General features: G+C 62.6%; 14 protein-coding genes (1 of these 14 only partly in view). 6 read left to right on the top strand and 8 right to left on the bottom strand.

The genetic code is table 11. The features are described 5' to 3' along the window. The first annotated feature begins 43 nt into the window (after positions 1-43). Positions 44-397: a ferredoxin family protein gene (locus JJ896_05780; GenBank protein ID MBO6779141.1), complete on the top strand. Its 354-nt coding sequence runs from the start codon at positions 44-46 to the stop codon at positions 395-397. Between the two features lie 97 nt (positions 398-494). Here the strand turns inward: JJ896_05780 and JJ896_05775 are convergent, their stop codons facing one another. The 3 genes from JJ896_05775 to JJ896_05765 all read right to left on the bottom strand — a co-directional run bounded on the left by JJ896_05775 (position 495) and on the right by JJ896_05765 (position 6,136). Beyond that, positions 495-794 carry a hypothetical protein gene (locus tag JJ896_05775; GenBank protein MBO6779140.1) on the bottom strand — a complete coding sequence of 100 codons (300 nt, stop codon included), beginning with the start codon at positions 792-794 and terminating at the stop codon, positions 495-497. Positions 795-962: 168 nt separating this feature from the next. Then, positions 963-4,979, bottom strand: coding sequence for a M36 family metallopeptidase (locus JJ896_05770; GenBank protein ID MBO6779139.1), 4,017 nt, complete (start codon positions 4,977-4,979; stop codon positions 963-965). Then, the gene (locus tag JJ896_05765; protein ID MBO6779138.1) at positions 4,976-6,136 is read right to left on the bottom strand and encodes a methionine adenosyltransferase; all 1,161 of its coding nucleotides are present in this window, start codon (positions 6,134-6,136) and stop codon (positions 4,976-4,978) included. The genes JJ896_05770 and JJ896_05765 overlap by 4 nt, the downstream gene beginning before the upstream one ends. A 367-nt stretch (positions 6,137-6,503) precedes the next feature. Between JJ896_05765 and JJ896_05760 the strand changes: the two genes are divergently transcribed. Both JJ896_05760 and fabF read left to right on the top strand, forming a co-directional pair. Then, positions 6,504-6,743, top strand: coding sequence for an acyl carrier protein (locus tag JJ896_05760; protein ID MBO6779137.1), 240 nt, complete (start codon positions 6,504-6,506; stop codon positions 6,741-6,743). Between the two features lie 44 nt (positions 6,744-6,787). Next, on the top strand, positions 6,788-8,047 hold the full coding sequence (fabF, locus tag JJ896_05755; GenBank protein ID MBO6779136.1) for a beta-ketoacyl-ACP synthase II: 1,260 nt from the start codon (positions 6,788-6,790) through the stop codon (positions 8,045-8,047). Between the two features lie 130 nt (positions 8,048-8,177). Here fabF and JJ896_05750 read toward each other — a convergent pair whose 3' ends face one another. Together JJ896_05750 and JJ896_05745 are read right to left on the bottom strand one after the other, a co-directional pair. Then, complete coding sequence (locus tag JJ896_05750) at positions 8,178-8,471, bottom strand: DUF721 domain-containing protein (GenBank protein MBO6779135.1); 294 nt, start codon at positions 8,469-8,471, stop codon at positions 8,178-8,180. 706 nt (positions 8,472-9,177) lie between these two features. Beyond that, the gene (locus JJ896_05745; protein MBO6779134.1) at positions 9,178-13,809 is read right to left on the bottom strand and encodes a response regulator; all 4,632 of its coding nucleotides are present in this window, start codon (positions 13,807-13,809) and stop codon (positions 9,178-9,180) included. 277 nt (positions 13,810-14,086) lie between these two features. Between JJ896_05745 and JJ896_05740 the strand changes: the two genes are divergently transcribed. Together JJ896_05740 and JJ896_05735 are read left to right on the top strand one after the other, a co-directional pair. Continuing rightward, positions 14,087-15,217 (top strand): PLP-dependent transferase, encoded by a 1,131-nt coding sequence (locus JJ896_05740; GenBank protein ID MBO6779133.1) that lies wholly within the window; start codon positions 14,087-14,089, stop codon positions 15,215-15,217. 19 nt (positions 15,218-15,236) lie between these two features. Beyond that, positions 15,237-16,091, top strand: a complete 855-nt coding sequence (locus tag JJ896_05735) for a proline dehydrogenase family protein (GenBank protein ID MBO6779132.1) — start codon at positions 15,237-15,239, stop codon at positions 16,089-16,091. A gap of 27 nt (positions 16,092-16,118) precedes the next feature. Here the strand turns inward: JJ896_05735 and trxB are convergent, their stop codons facing one another. The 3 genes from trxB to purL form a co-directional block, all read right to left on the bottom strand. Next, positions 16,119-17,084, bottom strand: coding sequence for a thioredoxin-disulfide reductase (trxB, locus tag JJ896_05730; protein ID MBO6779131.1), 966 nt, complete (start codon positions 17,082-17,084; stop codon positions 16,119-16,121). A 3-nt stretch (positions 17,085-17,087) separates the two neighbouring features. After that, entirely contained in the window at positions 17,088-17,432 is a 345-nt protein-coding gene (gene trxA, locus JJ896_05725) for a thioredoxin (protein MBO6779130.1), read from the bottom strand. A gap of 134 nt (positions 17,433-17,566) precedes the next feature. After that, the gene (gene purL / locus JJ896_05720) at positions 17,567-19,864 is read right to left on the bottom strand and encodes a phosphoribosylformylglycinamidine synthase subunit PurL (protein MBO6779129.1); all 2,298 of its coding nucleotides are present in this window, start codon (positions 19,862-19,864) and stop codon (positions 17,567-17,569) included. 178 nt (positions 19,865-20,042) lie between these two features. Between purL and JJ896_05715 the strand changes: the two genes are divergently transcribed. Further along, a protein-coding gene (locus tag JJ896_05715; protein ID MBO6779128.1) for a carbohydrate binding family 9 domain-containing protein crosses the window boundary here: on the top strand, positions 20,043-21,759 show its 5' portion. Its footprint extends 899 nt past the window's final position; the window shows 1,717 of its 2,616 coding nt (coding positions 1-1,717); its start codon is at positions 20,043-20,045; the stop codon falls past the right edge of the window.

Raw genomic sequence — 21,759 nt, 5'->3', positions numbered from 1 at the left:
TAGACCGCGCGGGTATCTTCCGGGCCAACTTTTTCAGCCAGCAATGCCCTACGTCGTTACCGAGGCCTGCATCAACTGCAAGCACACCGATTGTGTGGAGGTCTGCCCCGTAGACTGTTTCTACGAGGGTCCCAACTTTTTGGCCATTCACCCCGACGAGTGCATCGACTGCAACGCTTGCGTTCCGGTATGTCCGGTTGAGGCCATCTACGCGGACGATGAGCTCCCCGAAGAGCTGTCGCATTACGCGGAGTGGAACACCTACCTCGCCGAGCAATGGCAGGCCCTGGGCAAGAACATTACCGAAAAGGCGGACCCACTGCCGAATGCCGAGGAGTGGGCGACGCGCGAGAAGACAGAACAGGACATTCTGACCTGGGACAGTGGCGAAGCGTAGTCCCGGAAGCCTCACATCGCCGCGCACGCGGCGACACCAAACAGAAAAGGCCCGCTCGAGAGCGGGCCTTTTTCTGTTCTGAATGCGTCGGGTGCGATCAGACGTCGATCGCCTCAATCAGTGCGCGGTCTCCGAGGGAGACTTCGCGGAAGCTGGTCACGTCGACGCTAAGCTCCACCTGCTCGGAAGTCACCTTGCCGGATCGGTTCTTCTTGTACAGCACCCCGCTAAACGTCACGGGTTCATCCTCCACCAGCGCCTCGAGCGTTTCCGCCTCGCCTTCCGGTCCAAAGAAAACCCCTTTGTACTCGTCACCGAGTGGGCTCCGTTTTCTGAACAAATACCCGGATCCGTTGAGATCTGCGAGTGTCGCTTCCTGGTGGCTGTATAGGGCCATGTAGGCTACCCCTTAACTAGTTGCACAACAACTAGTTATAGGGACTGCTCCTCGCAAATGTTTCGATTCGCCCGGAAAACACGCTTCCGGAAGCAATGCCGGCTGCGAGTCTCGGCGGCGGAGGCCAGCGCGTGCTGCACGAGAACGAGAGCACGAACCCTCAGGCACCTATCGCGCGAGTGTGATCAGTTCGAACTTGACCTCCGTCCCGGTATCAAGGCGAACCAGATACACACCCGATGCCCAGGTGGAAGCGTCGAGCATCACCGAATGCGATCCTGCATCGCGGGTATCATCCACCAGGGTGGCGATGTGGCGACCCAGCATGTCGTGCGCGGTCAAGCGAACTGGCCCTGCCGTCGGGATCGAAAAACTCAGTGTCGTCGAGCCGTTGAAGGGATCCGGGAAGTTGGCGTTGAGCACGGTCTCTCCCGGCAATTCAAAGACCTCGTCCACCGTTTCCTGCACCACCTCGGCTGCGTAGACCAGCCACGCGTTCCCGCTGCCCCCGACAGGCTCTGACCCGGTCAGGTTCTCCGGAGTGAGGACACGCAACCGGAGTTGAATGATTTCCCCTGCCATGAGACTGAGATCCAGCACATCCACTCTCCTGGAAGCCGAACTAATCCACGCGTCGGCGCCCGGGTAGCCACCCACCGGTTCGGCCATCGCCCAGGAACTGCCTCCGTCCCGGGAAACTTCAATCACGCCGGGAGACCCTGGACTCAGACTGTACTCGTGCTCCAGTCGGAACGACGAGTCAATTTGATTCACGGCGATGGTAATCGGACTAAACACCAGGGCACCCGACTCCGACCCTGAGTAGTTCCAGACGCCGGACTGCGATCGACGCCACCCCCCCGAGGCCACGGCCGACTCCGTCAGGTCGCTTCGCAGGGCCAGGCGCACGTTGATGATGTTGGGCGGCGCGCCCGCGGAAGGATACTCGGCCTCGTTGCCATCCACATCGCGCAATCGGACCCGCCAGGAAATCACGTCTCCGGCGATCGGTGCGGACGCCAGCGGCATCGCACCGGTAAACTCGGACAGATCTACCGGCGCCTGCACCATGCGCTGGCTATAGATGCGCGTTTCATTGCCGGTTTGGTGCGTGTAGTCGAGCCAGGCGTCGGAAACACCGATTTCGTCCTGTACCTCAATCGTCACCGCGGGCAGGGCTGCACCGGCCGGAGCGGTCTGCGTCGCAGGCAGCTCGGTCAACAACTCCGGCAGGTCCGGCCCGGTCTCGAGGCTGTTGGTCACCACGACATCGTCGATGTACCAGCCCGCGAAGTCGACGGCCTGTTCCGAGTTGCTGGCATCCGTTCCGAAGTCGAATCGTACGCGCACATTGGGCAGAGCTGGCAGCGGCATGACCGCCCGACGCCATGCATGGCTGAATCCGCCAAACGCAGGCTGCCCCGCCAGAGGATTGTCCGGCCCGGCAATCAACGTGCCTGTGTAGCCCGACACCGGATCAAGTGGTTGCCAGTTGTTGCCACCGTCCACGGAAACCTTCACGTTACCGCCGTCCCAGAGCACGTCCGGTCCCATGACAGCCGGGTCCGCCCTCCCGTCGTGCTCGGTATCGAACCAGTGCCAGAAGACCAGCAGAGGCTGATGGGATCCGCGCAGGTTCATTTCGGGAAATTCCAGCGTCGAAACTCCCGCCGACGCCGGGTAGGGCGCGGCGGGATCCGTACCCCACACCGTGGCCCCGGTGCGCCCGGTCAGCGTGCCGATGCGCGGTGCGCCCACCGCGAAGAGTCCGGTCATGGTCACCGTGTCGGCACCTGGCTCGAAGCTTCGCAACACGCCGGAGCCGGTCACTTCAAACGAGTGCGGGCCGGAAACGGACTGATTCTCTGCCTGCGAGATGTCGGTAGCCGTGATGCGGTAGGTCACCATCGTTCCCACACCGATCTCGCTGGCTTCCACCCCGAAGCCGCCGAGCCATTCGCCCTCAAAGTCCTCCATGGCTGAACTTCCCGTGCGCGTGCCCTCACCCGGGATGGTGATCTCCCAGTCGATGACGGCGCTTTGCACGCCCAGTTCGTCTGTGATCACCGCGGTGATATCGGGAGGCCACTGGGCCAGCGACATATCGGAGAGCGGAGTATGAACCAGTTGCGGAGCCTGGGTGTCCGGACCGGTTTCGAACGCGTAGACCGTGCTGGGAGCCTCCCGGGGGCGCAGGCTCTCCCGCGACTCGGCATCTCTGGCCCGAATGAAATACGACACCTCACCCGGAGTGGCCGGCAGCGGAATGGAGCCCGACCAGACGAAATCGACGCCCGGTGACAGCATGGTTTCGTTGAAGGCCCCGGAACCGTGTCGCCACATCACTGAAACAGACGTGACGTCCGCACCGATCCCGCGTGCCGTGAGGTCGATTTGCCGAACACCGCCCACCTGCTCCGTGCGCTCCAGCGGATCGTGGTTGATCAGCGGACCAAAGGAAGAGGCGTCTACCAGCCCGCGAGGCGCAAAGCGCGCGATCAGTTGTTCGACGTGCTGGCCGCCGTAGTGATCGATGTCGGCCTGGATCACGGCCTCGGCCGCATCGCCAAATGTGACTCCCGGAGCCAGATACGGGAGCGCCAGAATGCTCAACCGGTCCGTCACGGTCCGGCCCACGTCTCCGTAGACCTCCATCATGACGGTGGCCCACAGGCGGCCGTCGTTGTGCACGGAGCATCCGCCCGCGAACCCATCGTCCGAACAGGTATCGTCCGGGTATCGCCCCGAAAAGTCCAGAACACGGCCGGCCCAGATCGAGCCCAGTCCCGAGTCCCAGCGAAAGACGTTCTCCCAGTCGTCCCGCGCCAACAGACCGTTGTCCATCATGCCACGCTGGTACGACATGGCCCAGTAGTCTGCCCAGCCCTCATGCAACGCTCGACCTTCGAGCCCGGAGCGCAGCCCGGGTGAGACTCCCTCGATGATGGCGTGACCGTACTCGTGCAACACCACCGCTACATCCTCGCCGTCGTCGACGCCACCTGTACCGAAGAAGAGAAAGCGCCTCGAAGCCAACCAGCCAGAGTCATCTGCGGCGGTCCCCTGCGGATTCACAGGGAGCGGACTCGCATTCTGGATGTCGGGGAAGCCGAGCTCCTGCAGATAGAGCTGGTTCTCGTGAATGTGGTAGTAGACGCTGGTCGCCTCAAAGCCGGGCTCTGAACGGTTGTATGCAAAGGTCGGCGCAGCCTCGACGGGCGGCGTGTACACCTCGACACCACCGGAATTCTCGCCCACGATGCGCACATACGGTCCCTCCAGGCGATACAATCCATCGCCGCCTCGGGTGATGTCCCGAAGCGTCACGGTCACCATCTCGCCGTCTATCGACGCGTTGGTGGCGTCGTCGTTGTCCACGAAGGGCGGGCCGTAGTCCGCGCCGGAGGTGGCCAACGGATCGGGATCGAAGACCGTGCCTGTGCCATCGATGCGGCTCGCATGACGGGCGTGCTGGTCGGCAACGAAAGCCTGCCCGTGCACCACTGGCACATGGGGCACCAGGGGCCCCGTGGCGGAGTCATGTCCGGCGTGCGCCCCGCGGCGTCGCACGGTCATGTCCTGCCTGTGGAGCACATCGCCCGAAATCGCGTCGACCAGGACCTCGAACTCTGAATTCTCCTGGCGCGGCCAAACCATCAAATGCCAGGCAAGGCGAGCCGGCTCCATGTCAACGACCACCAGCTCGGGCGTGGAGGTCATGGACCCGTCCTGCGCGGCGATTGAGCGGGCCACCGCGGCGTTGACTGCGGCGCGTGCCGGCGGCTCACTCTCAAGCGCCCGAAAGCCGTTAACCACCAGGGTGGCGCGCTCCGATCCGTCCAGGTTGATGCGCACGAACCGATTCCAGACGGGGATACCCTGCCAGGTCTGGCGATAAAGCAGGTGACGGGATTCCTGGCGCTCGGTCCGGGAAATCAGCTGCAGGTCATCAGGCTGCCACCCGAAGTCCCGGGCAAGCGCCTGGGCAGGCTCTTGCCCCTGCAGGTCCTGCTGCATGCGGTAGCGGGCGGCCGGAGCCGCCGCACCGACCGGCCAACGTGCGTTGTCAATGCGCACACTGGACGGCTCCGCCTGCCGGGCATCCTGGGCAAACGCTGCAGGAACTGCGGCGGCCGCCATGAGCAGGACCGCCGACAGTTGGATGCGAATGCCCGGTCGGATCATGCGGTGACTTCTATCTCCTTCAGCCGCGACAGCTGCTCCCAGGCAAACTCACCCCGGCCAAAGTGGCCGTAGGCTGCCGTGGGTTGGAATACCGGCTTGCGCAGATCCAGCGTCTCGATGATGGCAGCCGGGCGAAGATCGAACACCTCGCGCACGATGCGCTCCATGTCGAGATCCGGAATCTTGCCGGTGCCGTTGGTTTCGACTCGGATGGAAACGGGATCTGCCACACCGATGGCGTACGCAAGCTGGACTTCGGCTTCGTCCGCCAGGCCGGCGGCGACCAGGTGCTTGGCCACCCAGCGTGCCGCGTAGGCTGCGCTGCGATCTACCTTGGTTGAGTCCTTGCCGCTGAACGCGCCTCCACCGTGTGCGCCCTTTCCGCCGTAGGTATCGACGATGATCTTGCGACCGGTGAGGCCGGCGTCGCCGTGCGGGCCGCCGATCACAAAGCGCCCCGTGGGGTTGACGTGCAGAATCAGGTTGTCGTCCAACATGTCTGCCGGGATAACCTTGGGAATCAGGTGTGTGCGCACGTCGGCCTTGATTTGATCGACGGTCACGTCTTCAGCGTGCTGCGTCGACACGACGATCGTGTGCACGCGCTTGGGCGTGCGATCGTCGTCTTCGTACTCGATGGTCACCTGACTCTTGGAATCCGGTCGCAGGTACGGCATTGGCGTGCCCGCGGCTTTGCGGATGCCGGCCAGCTCGCGCACGAGGCCGTGCGCATAGGTGATGGCCATAGGCATCAGGCTATCGGTCTCGCGACAGGCGTACCCGAACATCATGCCCTGATCACCGGCACCCTGCTCCTTGTGCATGCCCGCGCCCTCATCGACCCCCTGGGCAATGTCCTGGCTCTGCTCGTGCAGAGAACTCAGCACGCCGCAGCTCTCGGCATCGAAGCGAAGCCGCGGATCCGTGTAGCCGATGCCCCGGATGACCTCTCGGGCTACTTCCTGAACATCCACGTAAGCATCAGTAGTAACCTCACCGGCAAGCACCACCAATCCGGTGGTTACCAGGGTCTCGCAGGCCACGCGGCTCCTGGAGTCCTGGGCCAGCATGGCGTCGAGAATGGCGTCGCTGATCTGGTCGGCGACCTTGTCGGGATGTCCTTCCGAGACCGATTCGGAAGTAAAGAGGTGGGACATCTGGCTGGAGGGATGGGGATCGAGTTGAAACAGAGCGGCTGCAACGCCACGTGGTGCCCATCGTTTCAACTGAAATCTGAGCGCTGGTAACCCTGGCCCTGTGCGTTCCTCCCCTCCGTGTGTGTGCCTCAAGTCGAGTACACCGGCCGAGCTGCATGCGCCCAATCTCGCGAGCCTGAAACGCAGAACGGGCACGCGACACTCACAGGCGCCACGATGCGATATACGGGCCGGACCCACCCGAATTTTGCGGAATGTGGCGATCCGGTTACTTTAATTTCCTGTCAGATACCGCCCCTGCCGGAACCGGAAACCGCGCTTCCGGTAGGGCGCGGGCTTGCACCCATCAGCTTAAGCTCTCTACCTCATGTCCAACGACATTGCAGCCAAGGTCAAGTCGATCATTGTCGAAAAACTCGGCGTTGACGAAGACGACATCACGAACGATGCGTCGTTCACGAACGACCTGGGCGCAGACTCCCTCGATACGGTCGAGCTGATCATGGAATTCGAGAAGGAGTTTGACCTGACCATTCCCGACGAGGAGGCCGAGAAGATCGCCACCGTCGGCGACGCGGTCAGCTACCTCCAGGAAAAGGCCGGCTAGGTCTGTCCATCGGTCCTTTCGAGGACCGCAAAACGTGGAAACCGATGGCGAGCAACTCCCGTCGTGTCGTCGTCACCGGAATGGGGGCTCTGACCCCGATCGGGCTTACGCCTGATGCATTCTGGGACGCCATGATGCGTGGCGAAAGCGGCGCAGCACCGATTACGTACTTCGATCCCGAACCGTTCGACACCAAGTTCGCGTGCGAACTGAAAGGTTTCGATGTGCACGAGTATCTGGATCGCAAGGCTGCCCGCAGAATGGACCGGTTCTGCCAGTACGCCATGGTGGTGGCCGATCAGGCCATCGCGGATGCCGGTATCAACTCGGAGGAGCTGCCCGAGGACGTCAAGGATCGCATCGCCGTGATCTTCGGGAGCGGCATCGGTGGCATGAAGACGTTCCACGAGCAGACGGCCGAGTATGAGAACCGCGGACCGCGTCGGCTCTCGCCGTTCTTCATCCCGATGCTGATCTCCGACATCGCGCCGGGTCAGATCTCTATCCGCCACGGTTTCCGCGGGCCCAACTACTGCGTGGTGTCGGCCTGTGCCACAGGCAACAACAACGTGGGCGATGCGGTCATGCTGATCCAGCTCGGCCACGCCGATGCGGCCATCTGCGGAGGAGCGGAAGCTTCCGTCACAGAGCTTGGAGTCGGCGGTTTCAATGCGCTCAAGGCGCTGTCGACCCGGAACGACGACCCAGCGAGTGCGAGTCGGCCTTTCGACTCGACGCGAGACGGCTTTGTGCTTGGAGAAGGCGCAGGGGCCCTGTTCCTGGAAGAACTCGAGCACGCCAAGGCACGCGGCGCGAACATCTACGCGGAGGTTGCGGGTATCGGCATGAGCGCAGATGCGTTCCACATCACCGCGCCCGACCCGGACGGCCGCGGTGCACGGGCGGCCATGGTATCGGCCCTCAAGCATGCGGATCTCGGTCCGGACGACGTGGACTACCTCAACATGCACGGCACGTCGACGCCGCTCGGCGATGTGGCAGAGACCAACGCCATCAAGTCGGTGTTCGGATCCAACGCGTTCGATATGAACGTGTCCTCCACCAAGAGCATGACCGGCCACCTGCTGGGTGCCGCCGGCGCCGTGGAGGCAATCGCCGCGATTGGAGCGATTCGGCACAACCGCGTTCCGCCGACGATCAACTTCGAGCACGCGGACGCCGAGTGTGACCTGAACTACACCTTCAATACCCCCCAGGATCGCAGCGTGAACGTGGCCATGAGCAACGCCTTCGGGTTTGGCGGCCACAACACGTCTGTGCTCTTCAAGAGGTACGAGGGGTAGGATCGCCTGAGCACGCCGGGCCGGGCTGAGTTCGCCGGGAGAGGCTGAGTTCGCCGGGAGAGGCTGAGCTCGCCGGCCCGGGCTGAGTTCGCCGGGAGAGGCTTAGGCGGCCGGGCGAAGGCAGACCCGGCTAGCGGAAGATGATCTCCCGCACGGGCTCGCCGTCGAGCGCCACGTTCAGGCGCGTGCACCATTCCTTCCGTTGCGCGTGCAGGGCATGCCGCCAGGTGGCATCGGTCAGGTAGACTGTCAGCACGCCGTCCTTCATGCGCACGCGTCGCGTGACGCGATCGGCTTGAGGTCCGGCGAGTTGTCGCCAGGTCTCCTCGACCTTGGTCTCGTTGAGGCGCGTCGAAAGCCCCAAATCCTCCACCACATTCCCCAGCAGAGAGGACAGCGAGTTGGGTTTGCGGAAGCGGGACATGCCGCTGCTACGCCTCGGGGTGGCACCCGATCCGGAGACATTGCGGGTGTCGATGGCCGGAATCGAGACAGGCGACTACCGGGACACCAACGCGGTGCCTGGGGCCGGCAAGGTTGAATGGGCAGCCCCGATGAAACCTCTATGCCCGTTTCGAGGCCAGAAAGGTTCAATACGTGGCCCCGATGAAACCTCTTAGGCCGTTTCGAGGCCCGAAAGGTTCGATACGTGGCCCCGATGAAACCTCTATGCCCGTTTCGAGGCCCGAAAGGTTCGATACGTGGCCCCGATGAAACCTCTTAAGCCGTTTCGAGGCCCGAAAGGTTCAATACGTGGCCCCGATGAAACCTCTATGCCGTTTCGAGGCCCGAAAGGTTCGATACGTGGCCCCGATGAAACCTCTATGCCCGTTTCGAGGCCCGAAAGGTTTAATACGTGGCCCCGATGAAACCTCTATGCCCGTTTCGAGGCCCGAAAGGTTCGATAAGTGGCCCCTATGAAACCTCCATGCCCGTTTCGAGGCCCGAAAGGTTCAATGCGTGGCCCCGATGAAACCTCTATGCCCGTTTCGAGGCCCGAAAGGTTCAATACGCGGCCCGGAATCAACCTCCGCACTCGCCTCGAGGCGGCCTGGCACGCCTTGGCGGCCTTGGCGACGCATCCAGCGGAGGGGCTGCTTGAGCGCCCGGAAACACGCCGAAGACCCCTGTCAGGCCTGGCCTTCCGGCGTCGAACCGCGGCCGGATGCGCGGTCCTGGCGACCCAGCGCAGGCCGATCCCGAATCGGGTCCGAAGCCAGGTCCGGCACCACGAACGTAAATGTCGAGCCCTTCCCGGGTTCGCCTTCGGCAAACACCCGCCCGCCGTGCAGTTCAATGATCTGCTTCACGATGGACAGGCCGAGGCCTGTGGACGTTTCGCCGCCGGTGGGGCGCGCAGACAGCTTTCTGAACTTGCCGAATACACGACTGTGATCCTCGTCCGTGAGGCCGGGGCCTTCGTCCCTGACGGAGAACACCACCTCGCCGCGCTGCCGCGACATGCTGACGTAGATATTGGACTTCAGCGGGGAATACTTGATGGCGTTGGAAATGAGATTGTCCATCGCCTCCCGGATGCGCTCTCCATCTACCGAAATGGCGCAGGCTTCCGCATCGTCCATCGTCATGTGGATGACCTGACCCTTGCGGTCAGCCATGCGCACGTTGCGTTCCACGACCCTCTCCGCGAGATCCACCAGGTCGGTCTGCTCCCTCGCCACTTCCAGGTTGCCCCCCTCGAGTGCTGCCGAATCGAGCAGCTGTGAGATGAGAGCAAGCATGTCGTTCGACGAGTCGAAGATCATGTCCAGCAGCTCCAGCTGGTGCGTCTGATCACTCTCCTCGCGAAGGATGCGGGCAAACTCCCGAATGGCTGTCAGCGGGTTCTTCATGTCGTGAGATGCGATCGACAGAAGCTGCGACTTCATCTCACTGGCCTGACGCAAAGCGGTGTTGGAAGCCAAAAGGTCCGAGTTCAGGCGCTCCAGGCTGCTCTTCTGCTCCTGCACACGCAGCAGGTTCTCGACACGCGCGAGCAACTCCCGCGCGCTGAACGGCTTGGCTACGTAGTCATTTGCACCGGCTTCCAGACCTTCAATCTTGTCCTCCGGCGTGGCCTTGGAGGTCACCAGGACCACCGGAATCTGCTTGGTCACATCGTTTTCCCGGAGGGCGCGCGTCATCTCGAATCCGGTCATGTTGGGCATCATGACGTCCGACACCACCAGATTCGGACGGACGATGCGCGCCATCTCCAGCCCCTTGGCCCCATCGGTGGCCGTTACCACGCGGTAGCGTGACTTGAGGCACTGGGCCACGTACTCCCGGATGTCCGGACTGTCGTCGACCACCAGCACGAGTGGAGCGTCGTCAGCCACCTCAATGTGCGCCTCCGACTCCTCTTCTGCTTCCTCGAAGACGGCCATCTCCACCATCGGGCCGAGCTCGGCGGGTGCGACGGCATATCCGTCAACAATCACCTCGTGGGAGCCCAGCAGCGAGGCATCCAGCGGCAGTGTGACCTGGAACTCGGTGCCTTCACCGAGCAGGCTCTTCACCCTGATGCGCCCGCCGTGCAGTTCGACAAGCTCCTTCACGAGTGCGAGACCGATGCCCGTGCCTTCCTGGACCTTGGAGACGGTACCGTCCACCTGATGGAAGCGGTCGAAAATGTGCTCGAGGTCCTTCTCCGGAATCCCCTGCCCGGTGTCGGAGACCGTTACCGTGACGGCCTCGACCTCCTTGCCCTCCGACTCCAGCGTTCCGGGCTCCATGTACACCGAAATGGTGCCACCATCCGGTGTGAACTTGACGGCGTTGGAGAGCAGGTTGAAGAACACTTTCTCCAGCCCCAGCGGATCGAACAGGAATTCGGCGTCGCCCAACTCGTTGTTGAAGGAGAGGTCCAGCTCCTTCCGTTCGGCAAACGGCGTGAACGAATAGACGATGCCCTCGACCAGTTCGGTCAGGTTGCCTTCGGTCACCTTGAGCTTCATGCGCCCTGACTCAAGCTTGGACAGGTCCAGAAGCTGGTTGATCAGGCGCAGCAGGCGACGTGAGTTCCGCAACATGACTTCCAGCTGGCGCCGGAGTTCGGGAGAGACCTGCCCGTATTCGCCAAGCATCGCGTTCTCCATCGGGCCGATGTTCAGCGTCAGCGGGGTGCGGAATTCGTGGGAGATGTTGTTGAAGAACCTCGTCTTGATGCGGTCCATCTCACGCAGCTGATTGGCCTGCTGCTCAATGACCGTCTTGGCTTCTTCTGCCAGCTCGCGCTGGGCCTCGGCCTCCTGCCGGGCGATCTCCGTCTGCTCCAGCGCGTCTTCGGTCTGCCGCATGGCCTCCCGCAAGTCTTTGGTACGCTCGTCTACCAGAGCCTCAAGCTTGGCAGCGCGGGCGCGCATGCCGGCCATACGGCGATGATAGGCGTACCCTCCAGCCAGTACGAACAGGAACACACAGAGTGCGCGGAACCACGTGGTCTGCCAGTAGAACGGCACCAACTCGAAGGTGACGCTGGCTTCGTTCTCGCTCCAGACCCCATCGCCATTCTGGGCCCGCACACGGAAGGTGTAAACGCCCGGGGCGAGGTTGGTGTAGACGGCCTGCCGGGAGCCACCCGCGCCGAGCTGAACCCAGCCACGATCGTAGCCTTCCAGCCGGTAGGAGAAGGAGGTCTTGCCCGGTGCCACGAAGGACGGGGCCGTAAAGGTAAACTCGAAGCGCTGCGTACCGGGCTCGAGCACGGTATCCACGTCTCCGCGACCGTGGTACTCATCGGCTCGGAAGTGCTCGATGATTACGTACGGGGCGACGTCATTCTTCTCGTAGGGATTGACCGATACCAGACCCTGCGGTCCCGGCAGCCACAGTCGACCGTCTGATCCCGCCCAGCCCGAAGGCTGCGTGCCACCGTTGAATTCGCGGGTGCGCAGGCCGTCACGATCGGTAAAGACTTCCGGCGTAATGGTCTGGATGCGGTTGTGCGCAAAGTCCAGCAACATGGACTTCTGAACCCTGGATGCCCCGACGTTGCTCGTCATCCAGATGCCGCCGTCCTCATCCTCGAGAATGGACGAGACGATATCGCTGAGCATTCCATGCTCCTCGCGGAACTCGTAGAGAATGCCGCCCTTGAGAAGGGCCAGGCCACCACCGGAGCCGCCGCCGCGAATACCGACCCAGAGATCGCGGTCGTGATCCTCGTAGAGCACGGTGATGTAAGCGCCCGCGATATAGTTGGCCACGACACTGTCTCCCCGCACGAGATCCAGGCCTGCATCGTACGTTCCGACCCAGAGGTCTCCCTCCGCAGTTTCGTAGATGGTCGTTACGTCGTTGGAGCTGAGGCCCTGTTCGGAGGACATGTTTGTAAACCCGTCGTCCGTGAGCAGGGCTACGCCCAGGCGCCCTCCCATCCAGATGCCCGACGGACCTGCCGAAAGCGCAAACACCACATCATGCGGCAGGTGGCCGGAGGCAGCGGTGCGATGGGTCAGACTGCCCTCGTCGTAGATCCAGATCCCGTTTCTGGTACCGATCCAGACTCGACCCCGAGCGTCCTCAGCGAGACTGTAGACGTAGACCTCACCAATCTCGGGAAAGTCGGAGTCGACCTTGCCCTCAAAGAGGCGGGCGACCCCATTCTGCGTACCAATCCAGATGGCCCCGTCGGAGGCCTCCATGGTGGTCTGCACATATTCGGTTGGCAGACCGTGTTCGACGCCGTAGGTCTTGAACCGTGCGTTCCGGATGCGCTGCAGACCCTGGTCCGTCGCCATCCAGACAGAGCCCTCCCGATCAAAATGGATGTCGCGGATGTCGCGATCCTGGTCGCCCCCGAGGCCGTCCGGCTGACTGATCACCCCACCGGTGAGTCTCCAGATGCCATGGGCCTCGGTGCCGATCCACACCGTGCCGTTCGGATCGGCAAGAATGCCTCTGATCTTGCCTGGCGGCAACCCCGCCTCCTGCCCGTAGGTGTGAATGCGATAGCCCTGGATGCGGGCGATGCCGTCCTCGTCCGTTGCAACCCAGATACTGCCGTCCGGGGCAATGGAAAGGTCGTTGATATAGGTGGAGGTCAAAGCCCCTGTCTGGACGAAGCTGGTGGTCACGCCCTGCCCATAGCGGAAGAGGCCGTGCTCACGGGTCGCGATCCAGACCGCACCCGAATCGTCGGTAAGGACCTTCGTGATACCCTGGATGTGCGGTGCTGCCACGGGCGTGGTGGAGACGCTTCCGTCGGAAGCAAAGGTGGCGCGCACAACCGTGCTGTCGGACATGCCGAGCACCAGGCTTCCGGACGGATCCGAAGCGATGCTGGCGATGGACATTTCGTCCAGTCCGGGAATCTCAACACTCACAAACGTGCCGTCCTGATAGCGAGCCACCCCGCCGGACCGGGTGCCGATCCACAATACACCAGTCGGGTCGACATGCATCGAATAGATGTTGTTCGACCGCAGGCCGGAGTTCATCTTGGTGTACACGTCGAAGTCGTACCCGTCGAATCGTACGACGCCTTCCTGGGTCGCCAGCCAGAGGTAGCCGTCTGGCCCCTGAATGACCCGCTCAACGGCCGTCAGCGGAAGCCCATCGTGGGTGGTCCAGCGGTCCAGCTGGACCTGCGACAGCTCATCAAAGCTGGCCGTCCATGAGCCCGGGACCGGCGGCTCGACAGTTTCGTACGTCCCCTTCTCCCCAGAGGTACCGGCACCGGATGCGGGCGCCCCCAGGAGGGCGATCGCGATTGCCAGTAGCACCGTCGCCCGTGGCGACCTGTGATTGCGAGGGGGCATCCGTAGGAAATGGATTGCGGATTCTTCTCCCTCCGGTATCGGTCAATCGCCGCCGGCGCTTAACCCGGCGACGGCCCTAAATCTGCCGTTCATCCCGAGCAAACGCCCCTGCTCTACGCGGTCTCGGAGCCCCAAAACGATGGAAGGGGGACACCTGCTTCCCAATCGGAGCGGGTGTCCCCCAACCACTCATCGGAAGACGCATTGAACCCTACGGGACCACTTCCCGCACAGTTACATTGCAGCCCGATTTTTTTTGGTCACTCCCTGATGCCCCATGGCGGACTCCCCGACCCGCATCGCAACCATGTTGGCCTCGGCAGGCTGCTCGGCGGATTCCGAGACCGGCGCCCTGACCCCGCCGGTCCACTTCTCCACGACATTTGAGCGCGCGGAGGACGGCAGCTGGCCGGGCGGGCACGTGTACGCCCGCGACTCCAATCCCACCAGAGCACTGTTCGAGTCTACACTCGCCCAACTCGAGGGGGGCGGTGCCTGTGCGGCGTTTTCGTCGGGAATGGCGGCGTCCAACGCGCTCATCATGGCGCTGTGCGCAGGAGGGCACGTGGTATTGCCGAACGACGTCTACCATGGTGTTCGACATCTTGCCCACACGGTCTGGCGACAGTGGGGACTGGAGATAACCGCGGTCGACTATGCGGACGATTGGACCGGCGCCATCCGGAAGAACACGAAACTGATCTGGATCGAATCGCCCTCCAACCCACTGGTCCAGATCACGGACGTGGAGGCCGTCTGCGGGGAGGCGGCATCCCGCGGCATTCCGACTGTGGTCGACTCCACATGGAACACGCCTGTGCTCATGCAGCCTCTGCGCTGGGGTGCCACGTTCGTGCTGCATTCCACAACCAAGTACCTGGGTGGGCACTCGGATGTGCTGGGCGGGGCCGTTGTTGCCGCTGACCCCGATGGGCCCTATGAGGCCGTTCGGCAAGTTCAGAAGCAGGCAGGTGCCGTGATGGGGCCCTTCGCCGCATGGCTGACGCTGCGTGGCCTCCGATCACTGGGGGCGCGCATGGATCTGCATTGTCGCAATGCCGCCCACGTCGCGGACTTCCTGGAGGCGCACCCCGCGGTCAGCCGCGTGCACTATCCGGGACTCCCGCACCAGACAGGTCACGAGGTGGCACGTCGCCAGATGCACGCGTTCGGCGGCATGCTGTCCTTTGAAGTTCCGGGGGCGCGACAGGCAGCCATGGCCGTTGCGGCGCGAATGCGTACGTTTCGCCGAGCTACATCTCTGGGAGGCACGGAGAGCCTGGTCGAACACCGGGCCTCCATAGAACCGGAGCCTCCGACCTCGCCGGAGGGGCTGCTTCGCCTGTCGGTGGGGCTCGAACACATTGACGACCTGCTGGCCGACCTGGACCAGGCACTGGCCCCGTGATTCACAACCAGGACGCTCCATGAAACTGCCTTTTTTCCTGGCACGTCGATTCGTTGCCGCGGAAACCCTGGAAGACACGCTTCCGGTGGCCCAGTCCCTGCGGGACCAGGGGTTGTATACCACCCTGGACCTGCTCGGGGAGTACATCTCCAAGCGCAAGCTTGCTGAAGAAGCCCGGGATCAATACCTCAGACTGCTCCACGCATTGGGCAAGCAGGACGGCATCGACCGAAACATCTCGATCAAGCTGTCCATGCTGGGCCAGAAGATCGACGAGGAGTTCTGCGTGGCAAACCTGCGCCGGCTCCTGGACGTGGCCAAGGCAAGCGGAACGTTCGTCCGGCTGGACATGGAAGGCAGCGATGTCACCGAGTCCACCGTAGGCATTCTTGAACGCGTGCATCCGGAATATCCGGACAACGTGGGCATCGTGCTGCAGGCCTATCTGAAGCGCACCGGCGAGGACGTCGCACGCATGTGTGAGCTTGGAGCGCGGGTGCGCCTTTGCAAGGGTGCCTACAAGGAGCCGGCCGAGATTGCGTACCAGGACATGGACACCATCCGCACCCGATATCTCGAGCACATGGAAGTGCTCATGCAGCGGGGTCGGTACCCGGCCATTGCCACCCATGACGACATCCTGATCGCGGCCGTCAAGTCCTATGTGGAGGCCAACAGCGTCTCACGAGACGATTTCGAGTTCCAGATGCTCTACGGTATTAGAAACGACACCCAGTTGCAGACCGTGGCCGAGGGCTACAACATGCGGGTCTACATCCCTTACGGGACCAAATGGGTGCCGTATTTCTCACGGCGCCTGCGGGAGCGCAAGGAAAACGTCTGGTTTGTACTGAAACACCTGTTCACGCGCTAGTGCGCATCACAGGCGCGCGAGCAGGTACTAGCTCTGAGCGGCAGGAACCGGCTCTTCCTGTTCGGCCAGCCAACGCTCGGCATCGATGGCCGCCATACACCCGGTGCCGGCTGCCGTGACGGCCTGCCGATACACATGGTCCTGGGCGTCGCCACACGCGAATACCCCTTCGATGTTGGTGTACGTGCTGTCGGGCCTTGTCTCGATGTAGCCCACGTCGTTCATGTCGATCTGGCCGGCGAACACCTCGGTGTTCGGTTTGTGGCCGATTGCCACGAAGAACCCTTCTACCGGGAGCTCCGATTCCTCGCCCGATTCCACGTTGCGCACGCGAAGACCCGTGACGGTTTTGTCGCCCAGCACATCGGTCACCACGGTGTTCCAGTGGAACTTGATCTTGTCGTTCGCGAATGCCCGCTCCTGCATGATTTTTGAAGCGCGCAACGACTCCCGACGGTGCAGCAGGTGCACGCGGGTGGCGAAACGGGTGAGGAAGAGCGCTTCCTCCATCGCCGTGTCCCCGCCTCCCACGATGGCCACCTCCTGATCCCGGAAGAACGCACCATCGCACGTGGCGCAGGCAGACACACCGTATCCAAGAAGCCGGCGCTCGTTTTCAAGACCGAGGTACTTGGCGGAGGCACCGGTTGAGATGATCACCGCGTCAGCCAGAATGGGCTTTTCGTCATCCTGCACAAGGCGGAAGGGCCGCTGGCTGAAGTCCACCTCCGTGATGACGCCCCAGCGCAGTTCGGCCCCGAACCGGGCAGCCTGCTGCTCGAACTTCTGCATCATCTCCGGGCCGAGAATGCCGTCCGGAAAGCCGGGATAGTTCTCGACGTCGGTGGTCGTGATGAGCTGCCCCCCGGGCTCAGCCCCCTGGATTACCAGCGGACTGAGGTTGGCCCGGGCGGCATACAATGCTGCGGTCAGCCCGGCAGGGCCGGACCCGACGACCACCACACGATGGTGTTTAGCACCGGAAAAGTCCATGAGTCAGACGGACTGGGTGGCGAGGGACTCCAGCCGCTCGGCCAGCACCTTCTTGGGAGCCGTACCGATGAGCTGGTCTACCACGCGACCGTCCTTGAAGAACAGCAGCGTGGGGATGGAGCGCACGTTGAAGTGCATCGCCGTCTGCGGATTGTGGTCCACATCCAGCTTGGCCACTTTCGCGCGTCCGTCGAAGTCGCCTGCCAGCTCCTCGATGACGGGCGCGATCACCCGGCATGGGCCGCACCAGGCCGCCCAGAAGTCCACCAGCACCGGCTGGTCCGAGCTCAGGACCTCGTCGGAAAAGTTGTCGTCCGTGAGCGTGATGTATTTTGCGTCGTCAGCCATGATTTCAGTCTTGTTGCAGCCTCCGGCAGCTTCCAGAGGCGATTTCCGCCGCACCGGACGTCGCGTCCGGCCGGCATGATCTAGGTTCGCTGCGTGTAATATTTGTTACACCAGACAATTTCTGCCGGATCCCGTCAGCCCATGTATCCCGGGATAGTGGCATGGTAGCGGTTCCTGAGGTCCGAAACCTCCGTGGAAACGAGGGTTCCGTCGGGGCCGGAAACCGTGAGCCGGCCATTGCCTGTGACTTGCCCCAGGAGTGTGACCTGCGCTCCACGCTCCCGGGCCATAGCCTCGAGAGTGGTGACATCTGCGGCGGCCAGGGACAGCACAATTCTGGACTGCGCCTCTCCGAAGAGAGCAGCGTCCAGTCGGCCGTCGATATTCAACTCAATGTCGGCGCCCAGTCCGTCAGCCGAAATACAGGACTCCGCCAGGGTGACGAGTAGCCCGCCATCGGCTACGTCGTGTGCACTGCTGACCATGCCCGAGCGAATGGCCGCCAGACAGGTCTGCTGCACAGCCAGCTCTTCATCCAGATCCAGATGCGGCGCATCACCCGCCGTGCGGCCGTGCACGGTGGCCAGGTACTCCGAGCCGTCAATCCTGTCGGCATGTACCCAGGCCCCGGGAGATACGAGCACGATGGCGTCTCCCGCCGATTTGAAGTCGCTAGTGGTCGCATCCTGTTCGACGTCGTTCACCAGGCCGAGCATTCCGATCGTCGGCGTCGGAAATACCGCGCTCTTTGGATTCTCGTTGTAGAACGAGACGTTTCCGCCAGTGACCGGTGTGCCCAGGGCGCGGCACGCATCGCCCATGCCGCCTACGGCCTCCTTGAACACCCAGTAGACCTCCGGCTTGTAGGGATTGCCGAAGTTCAGACAGTTCGTTACAGCGACCGGTTCGCCCCCCGAGCAGACCACATTTCGAGCCGCCTCGGCTACCGCGATCCGCCCACCTTTGCGCGGATTCAGGTAGACATAGCGCCCGTTGCAGTCCGTCTTGGCGGCGAGCCCCCGGTTGGTGCCCTTGATGCGCACAACGGCGGCATCTGAGGGTCCCGGACCAACCACGGTATTGGTGCGCACCATGGTATCGTATTGCCTGAAGACCCACTCCTTGCTGGCGATGTTGGGCGATGCGATCAGACGCTCGAGAACCTGTTGTGCCTGTCCGGGGCCCAGGTCATCGAGCTCTTCCGTCGAGAAGGAGGAAGTCGTTTCGAGGTAGGCGGGCCGCTGCGTCTCCCGGTGATAGATCGGTGCGCCCCCGCCGAGCACCAGGTGCTCCGCGGGCACTTCGGCAACACGATCGCCGTGCCAGAATATCTCCACCTGGCCGGTGTCGGTTACCTCGCCGATCTGGACCGCGTGCAAGTCCCACTTGGCGAACACGGCCTCAACTTCCGGCTCGCATCCCGGTTTGGCTACAAGCAGCATGCGCTCCTGAGATTCGGAGAGCAGCACTTCGTAGGGGGTCATGCCTGACTCGCGCATCGGAACGCGATCGGCATGAATGATCATGCCGCACTCTCCTTTTGCACTCATCTCGCAGGACGAGCAGGTGAGGCCCGCCGCTCCCATGTCCTGAATGCCGACCAGGAGGTCCTTCTTGATGACCTCCAGGGTGGCCTCCAGGAGGAGCTTTTCGGTGAATGGGTCACCGACCTGCACGGAGGGGCGTTTGGCCTCACTCTCCTCGGAAATCTCCTCGGAAGCAAACGTGGCGCCGTGAATGCCGTCCCGACCGGTTGCAGAACCGACGATGTAGACTGCGTTTCCGGGACCTTCTGCGATGGCCGATGCGGTATGCCTCACGTCTACCACCCCGACGCTCATGGCATTCACCAGCGGATTGCCCTCATATGACGGGTCGAAATAGACCTCGCCGGCAACCGTCGGCACCCCGAACGAATTGCCGTAGTCCCCGATGCCCCGAACCACGCCGTCGAAGAGATACCGCACGCGCGGGTCTTCCAGACTCCCGAAGCGAAGGGAATTGAGCGAACAAATGGGCCGCGCGCCCATCGTAAAGATGTCCCGCTGAATTCCGCCGACTCCGGTCGCCGCCCCCTGGTACGGTTCAACTGCAGACGGGTGATTATGGCTCTCGATCTTGAAGGCGCAGGCCAGTCCGTCGCCGATGTCTACGAGACCGGCGTTCTCCTCACCGGCGCCGACCAGCAGTCGCTCGCCGTCACGGGGCAGCGTCTTGAGCACGGCGATGGAGTTCTTGTAGGAGCAGTGCTCACTCCACATGACGGAATAGATCCCCAGCTCGACGAACGTCGGGACGCGACCGAGGCGCTCGATGATCCAGCCGTATTCCTCTTCGGTCAGGCCGTGATCGGCCACCATTTCCGGGGTTACCTCCGGCATCTCCAGCCGGGCAGCTGGTGCGGTTTCTGGCAGTGTTTCGGTGGATGACATCCGAGCTGAATCCAGGTTTGGCCACAAGCCAAAAAGATAGGTTCTGAGCCCGCCGGACGTGCAGAGGTTGCGCGAAAGAACATGCCACTTTTCAAGAGTGCACTTTTTTTAGCACCCCTGTAACCCGGCTCGCCAACTCCCGTAGTGCGATTTTTTTAGCACCTTCTGCCCCTGCGTCATGGCCTGCTTCCGGCTGCTCCCCCTGGGTCTCTGTCTTCTGTTCATCACCCCTGAGGTGCGAGCCCAGGCGGACGCGGACAGGTCCTACCCGAAGACGGCAGTCGCCCACCGGGCCGCGGAGGACGTAGCGGTCGATGGGGTGCTCAACGAAGCGGTCTGGCAGGAGGCATCGTGGATCTCGGATTTTGTCGAGAAGGAACCCGTCGAAGGCGGAACTCCGTCGGTTCTGACCGAGGTTGCCATTGTGTACACGGCTGACGCGCTGTTGGTAGGGGCACGCATGCACGCTCAGGATCCGTCGAGGATCAACGCCCTGGTGACCAGAAGGGACGTACAGAGCAACGCCGAGCAGCTGGTGATTTCGCTGGACACCTATCTGAATCGTCGGACCGCCTATTCGTTTGGCATCACGGCCGGCGGAGCGCGCATCGATTACTACCAGGACGGTGATTCGCAGGGGAATGCGGACTACTCCTTTGACCCGGTCTGGGCGGCAAGCGCGCGCGTGTCCGGTCCTGGATGGACGGCCGAGATGCGAATCCCCTTTTCTCAGCTGCGTTTCAACGAATCGGACAGGCAGGTTTGGGGGCTGAACATCAATCGACAGATCCCCAACAGCAACGAGGACATTTACTGGGTGATGGTCCCCAGAGACGAGACAGGCTGGGCATCACGCTTTGGCGCCCTCACAGACATTGAAGGCATTCGGCCCTCGCGGCGCATTGAGCTGATGCCGTACGTTGCGGGCAGCGGCACGGCCGCGGCGGAAGTCGAGGAGCAGGATCCGTTCCGCTCTGACTTCCAGACGGAGACCCGCGCGGGTGTGGACGCCAAAGTCGGCCTCGGCCCCAACCTCACGCTGGACGTAACGGTCAATCCGGACTTTGGTCAGGTGGAGGCCGATCCTGCAGAGGTCAATCTGACGGCATTCGAGACGTTCTTTGATGAGCGCCGTCCGTTCTTCGCAGAAGGAGCGGATCTGCTGTCAGGCAATCATTTCTATTCCCGTCGCATTGGGGCGCGCCCCTCGGGTTTTGCCTCAGGCGACTTTGTGGAGCGACCTGATGCGACCACCATTCTGGGCGCGGGCAAGCTAAGTGGTCGATTGTCCTCCGGGCTTTCGGTCGCGGCATTGGCGGCGGCGACCGAGGGAGAGTATGCACGCACCTTTGATGTCGATTCTGGCGAGTTCGGCCGCACGCGGGTGGAGCCGTTCACCAGTTACACGGCCGTCGCGGCCAGTCAGGAATTTGGCGAAAACAGCTCCACGTTCGGATTCATTGCGACTGCGGTAAATCGCGACCTGGACGCTTCCGACGATCTTTCCGCCATTCTGAACCGGGACGCCTACACCGGGCAGGCCAACTTCAACATCCGTTTCCGGGGCGGAGCCTACGTGATCGATGGGTCTGCGGGGTTTTCAACGGTATCAGGGACCTCAGAGCGCATCGCCCGCCTGCAGAGCAGCCCCGTACACTACTTTCAGCGACCCGATGCGGACTATGTGACCTTTGATCCGGACCGCACAAGACTTTCCGGTTACAACACCGATGTGTGGTTTGGCAAGAACTCGGGTTCGTGGACAGGTGGATCGTATGTCGGCATCGAGAGCGCCGGCTACAACCCGAACGACATCGGCCGGCTGGGTCGTGCGGACGAGATTGCGTGGTTCGTCACCGCCAACTACCGCGAGACCCAGCGTGGCAAGACGTTTC

The organism is Rhodothermales bacterium (genome assembly GCA_017643395.1).
Taxonomy (GTDB): Bacteria; Bacteroidota; Rhodothermia; order Rhodothermales; family UBA10348; genus JABDJZ01.
Note: the sequence above shows the minus strand (reverse complement) of the source record. Positions and strands in the feature narration are given on the sequence as shown.

Coding starts and splice junctions, on each gene's coding strand:
- JJ896_05780 (MBO6779141.1), top strand. CDS start 44: ATGCCCTACGTCGTTACCGAGGCCTGCATCAACTGCAAGCACACCGAT.
- JJ896_05760 (MBO6779137.1), top strand. CDS start 6,504: ATGTCCAACGACATTGCAGCCAAGGTCAAGTCGATCATTGTCGAAAAA.
- JJ896_05750 (MBO6779135.1), bottom strand. CDS start 8,471: ATGTCCCGCTTCCGCAAACCCAACTCGCTGTCCTCTCTGCTGGGGAAT.
- trxA (MBO6779130.1), bottom strand. CDS start 17,432: ATGGCTGACGACGCAAAATACATCACGCTCACGGACGACAACTTTTCC.
- JJ896_05745 (MBO6779134.1), bottom strand. CDS start 13,809: ATGCCCCCTCGCAATCACAGGTCGCCACGGGCGACGGTGCTACTGGCA.
- JJ896_05740 (MBO6779133.1), top strand. CDS start 14,087: ATGGCGGACTCCCCGACCCGCATCGCAACCATGTTGGCCTCGGCAGGC.
- fabF (MBO6779136.1), top strand. CDS start 6,788: ATGGCGAGCAACTCCCGTCGTGTCGTCGTCACCGGAATGGGGGCTCTG.
- JJ896_05735 (MBO6779132.1), top strand. CDS start 15,237: ATGAAACTGCCTTTTTTCCTGGCACGTCGATTCGTTGCCGCGGAAACC.
- JJ896_05765 (MBO6779138.1), bottom strand. CDS start 6,136: ATGTCCCACCTCTTTACTTCCGAATCGGTCTCGGAAGGACATCCCGAC.
- JJ896_05770 (MBO6779139.1), bottom strand. CDS start 4,979: ATGATCCGACCGGGCATTCGCATCCAACTGTCGGCGGTCCTGCTCATG.
- purL (MBO6779129.1), bottom strand. CDS start 19,864: ATGTCATCCACCGAAACACTGCCAGAAACCGCACCAGCTGCCCGGCTG.
- trxB (MBO6779131.1), bottom strand. CDS start 17,084: ATGGACTTTTCCGGTGCTAAACACCATCGTGTGGTGGTCGTCGGGTCC.
- JJ896_05775 (MBO6779140.1), bottom strand. CDS start 794: ATGGCCCTATACAGCCACCAGGAAGCGACACTCGCAGATCTCAACGGA.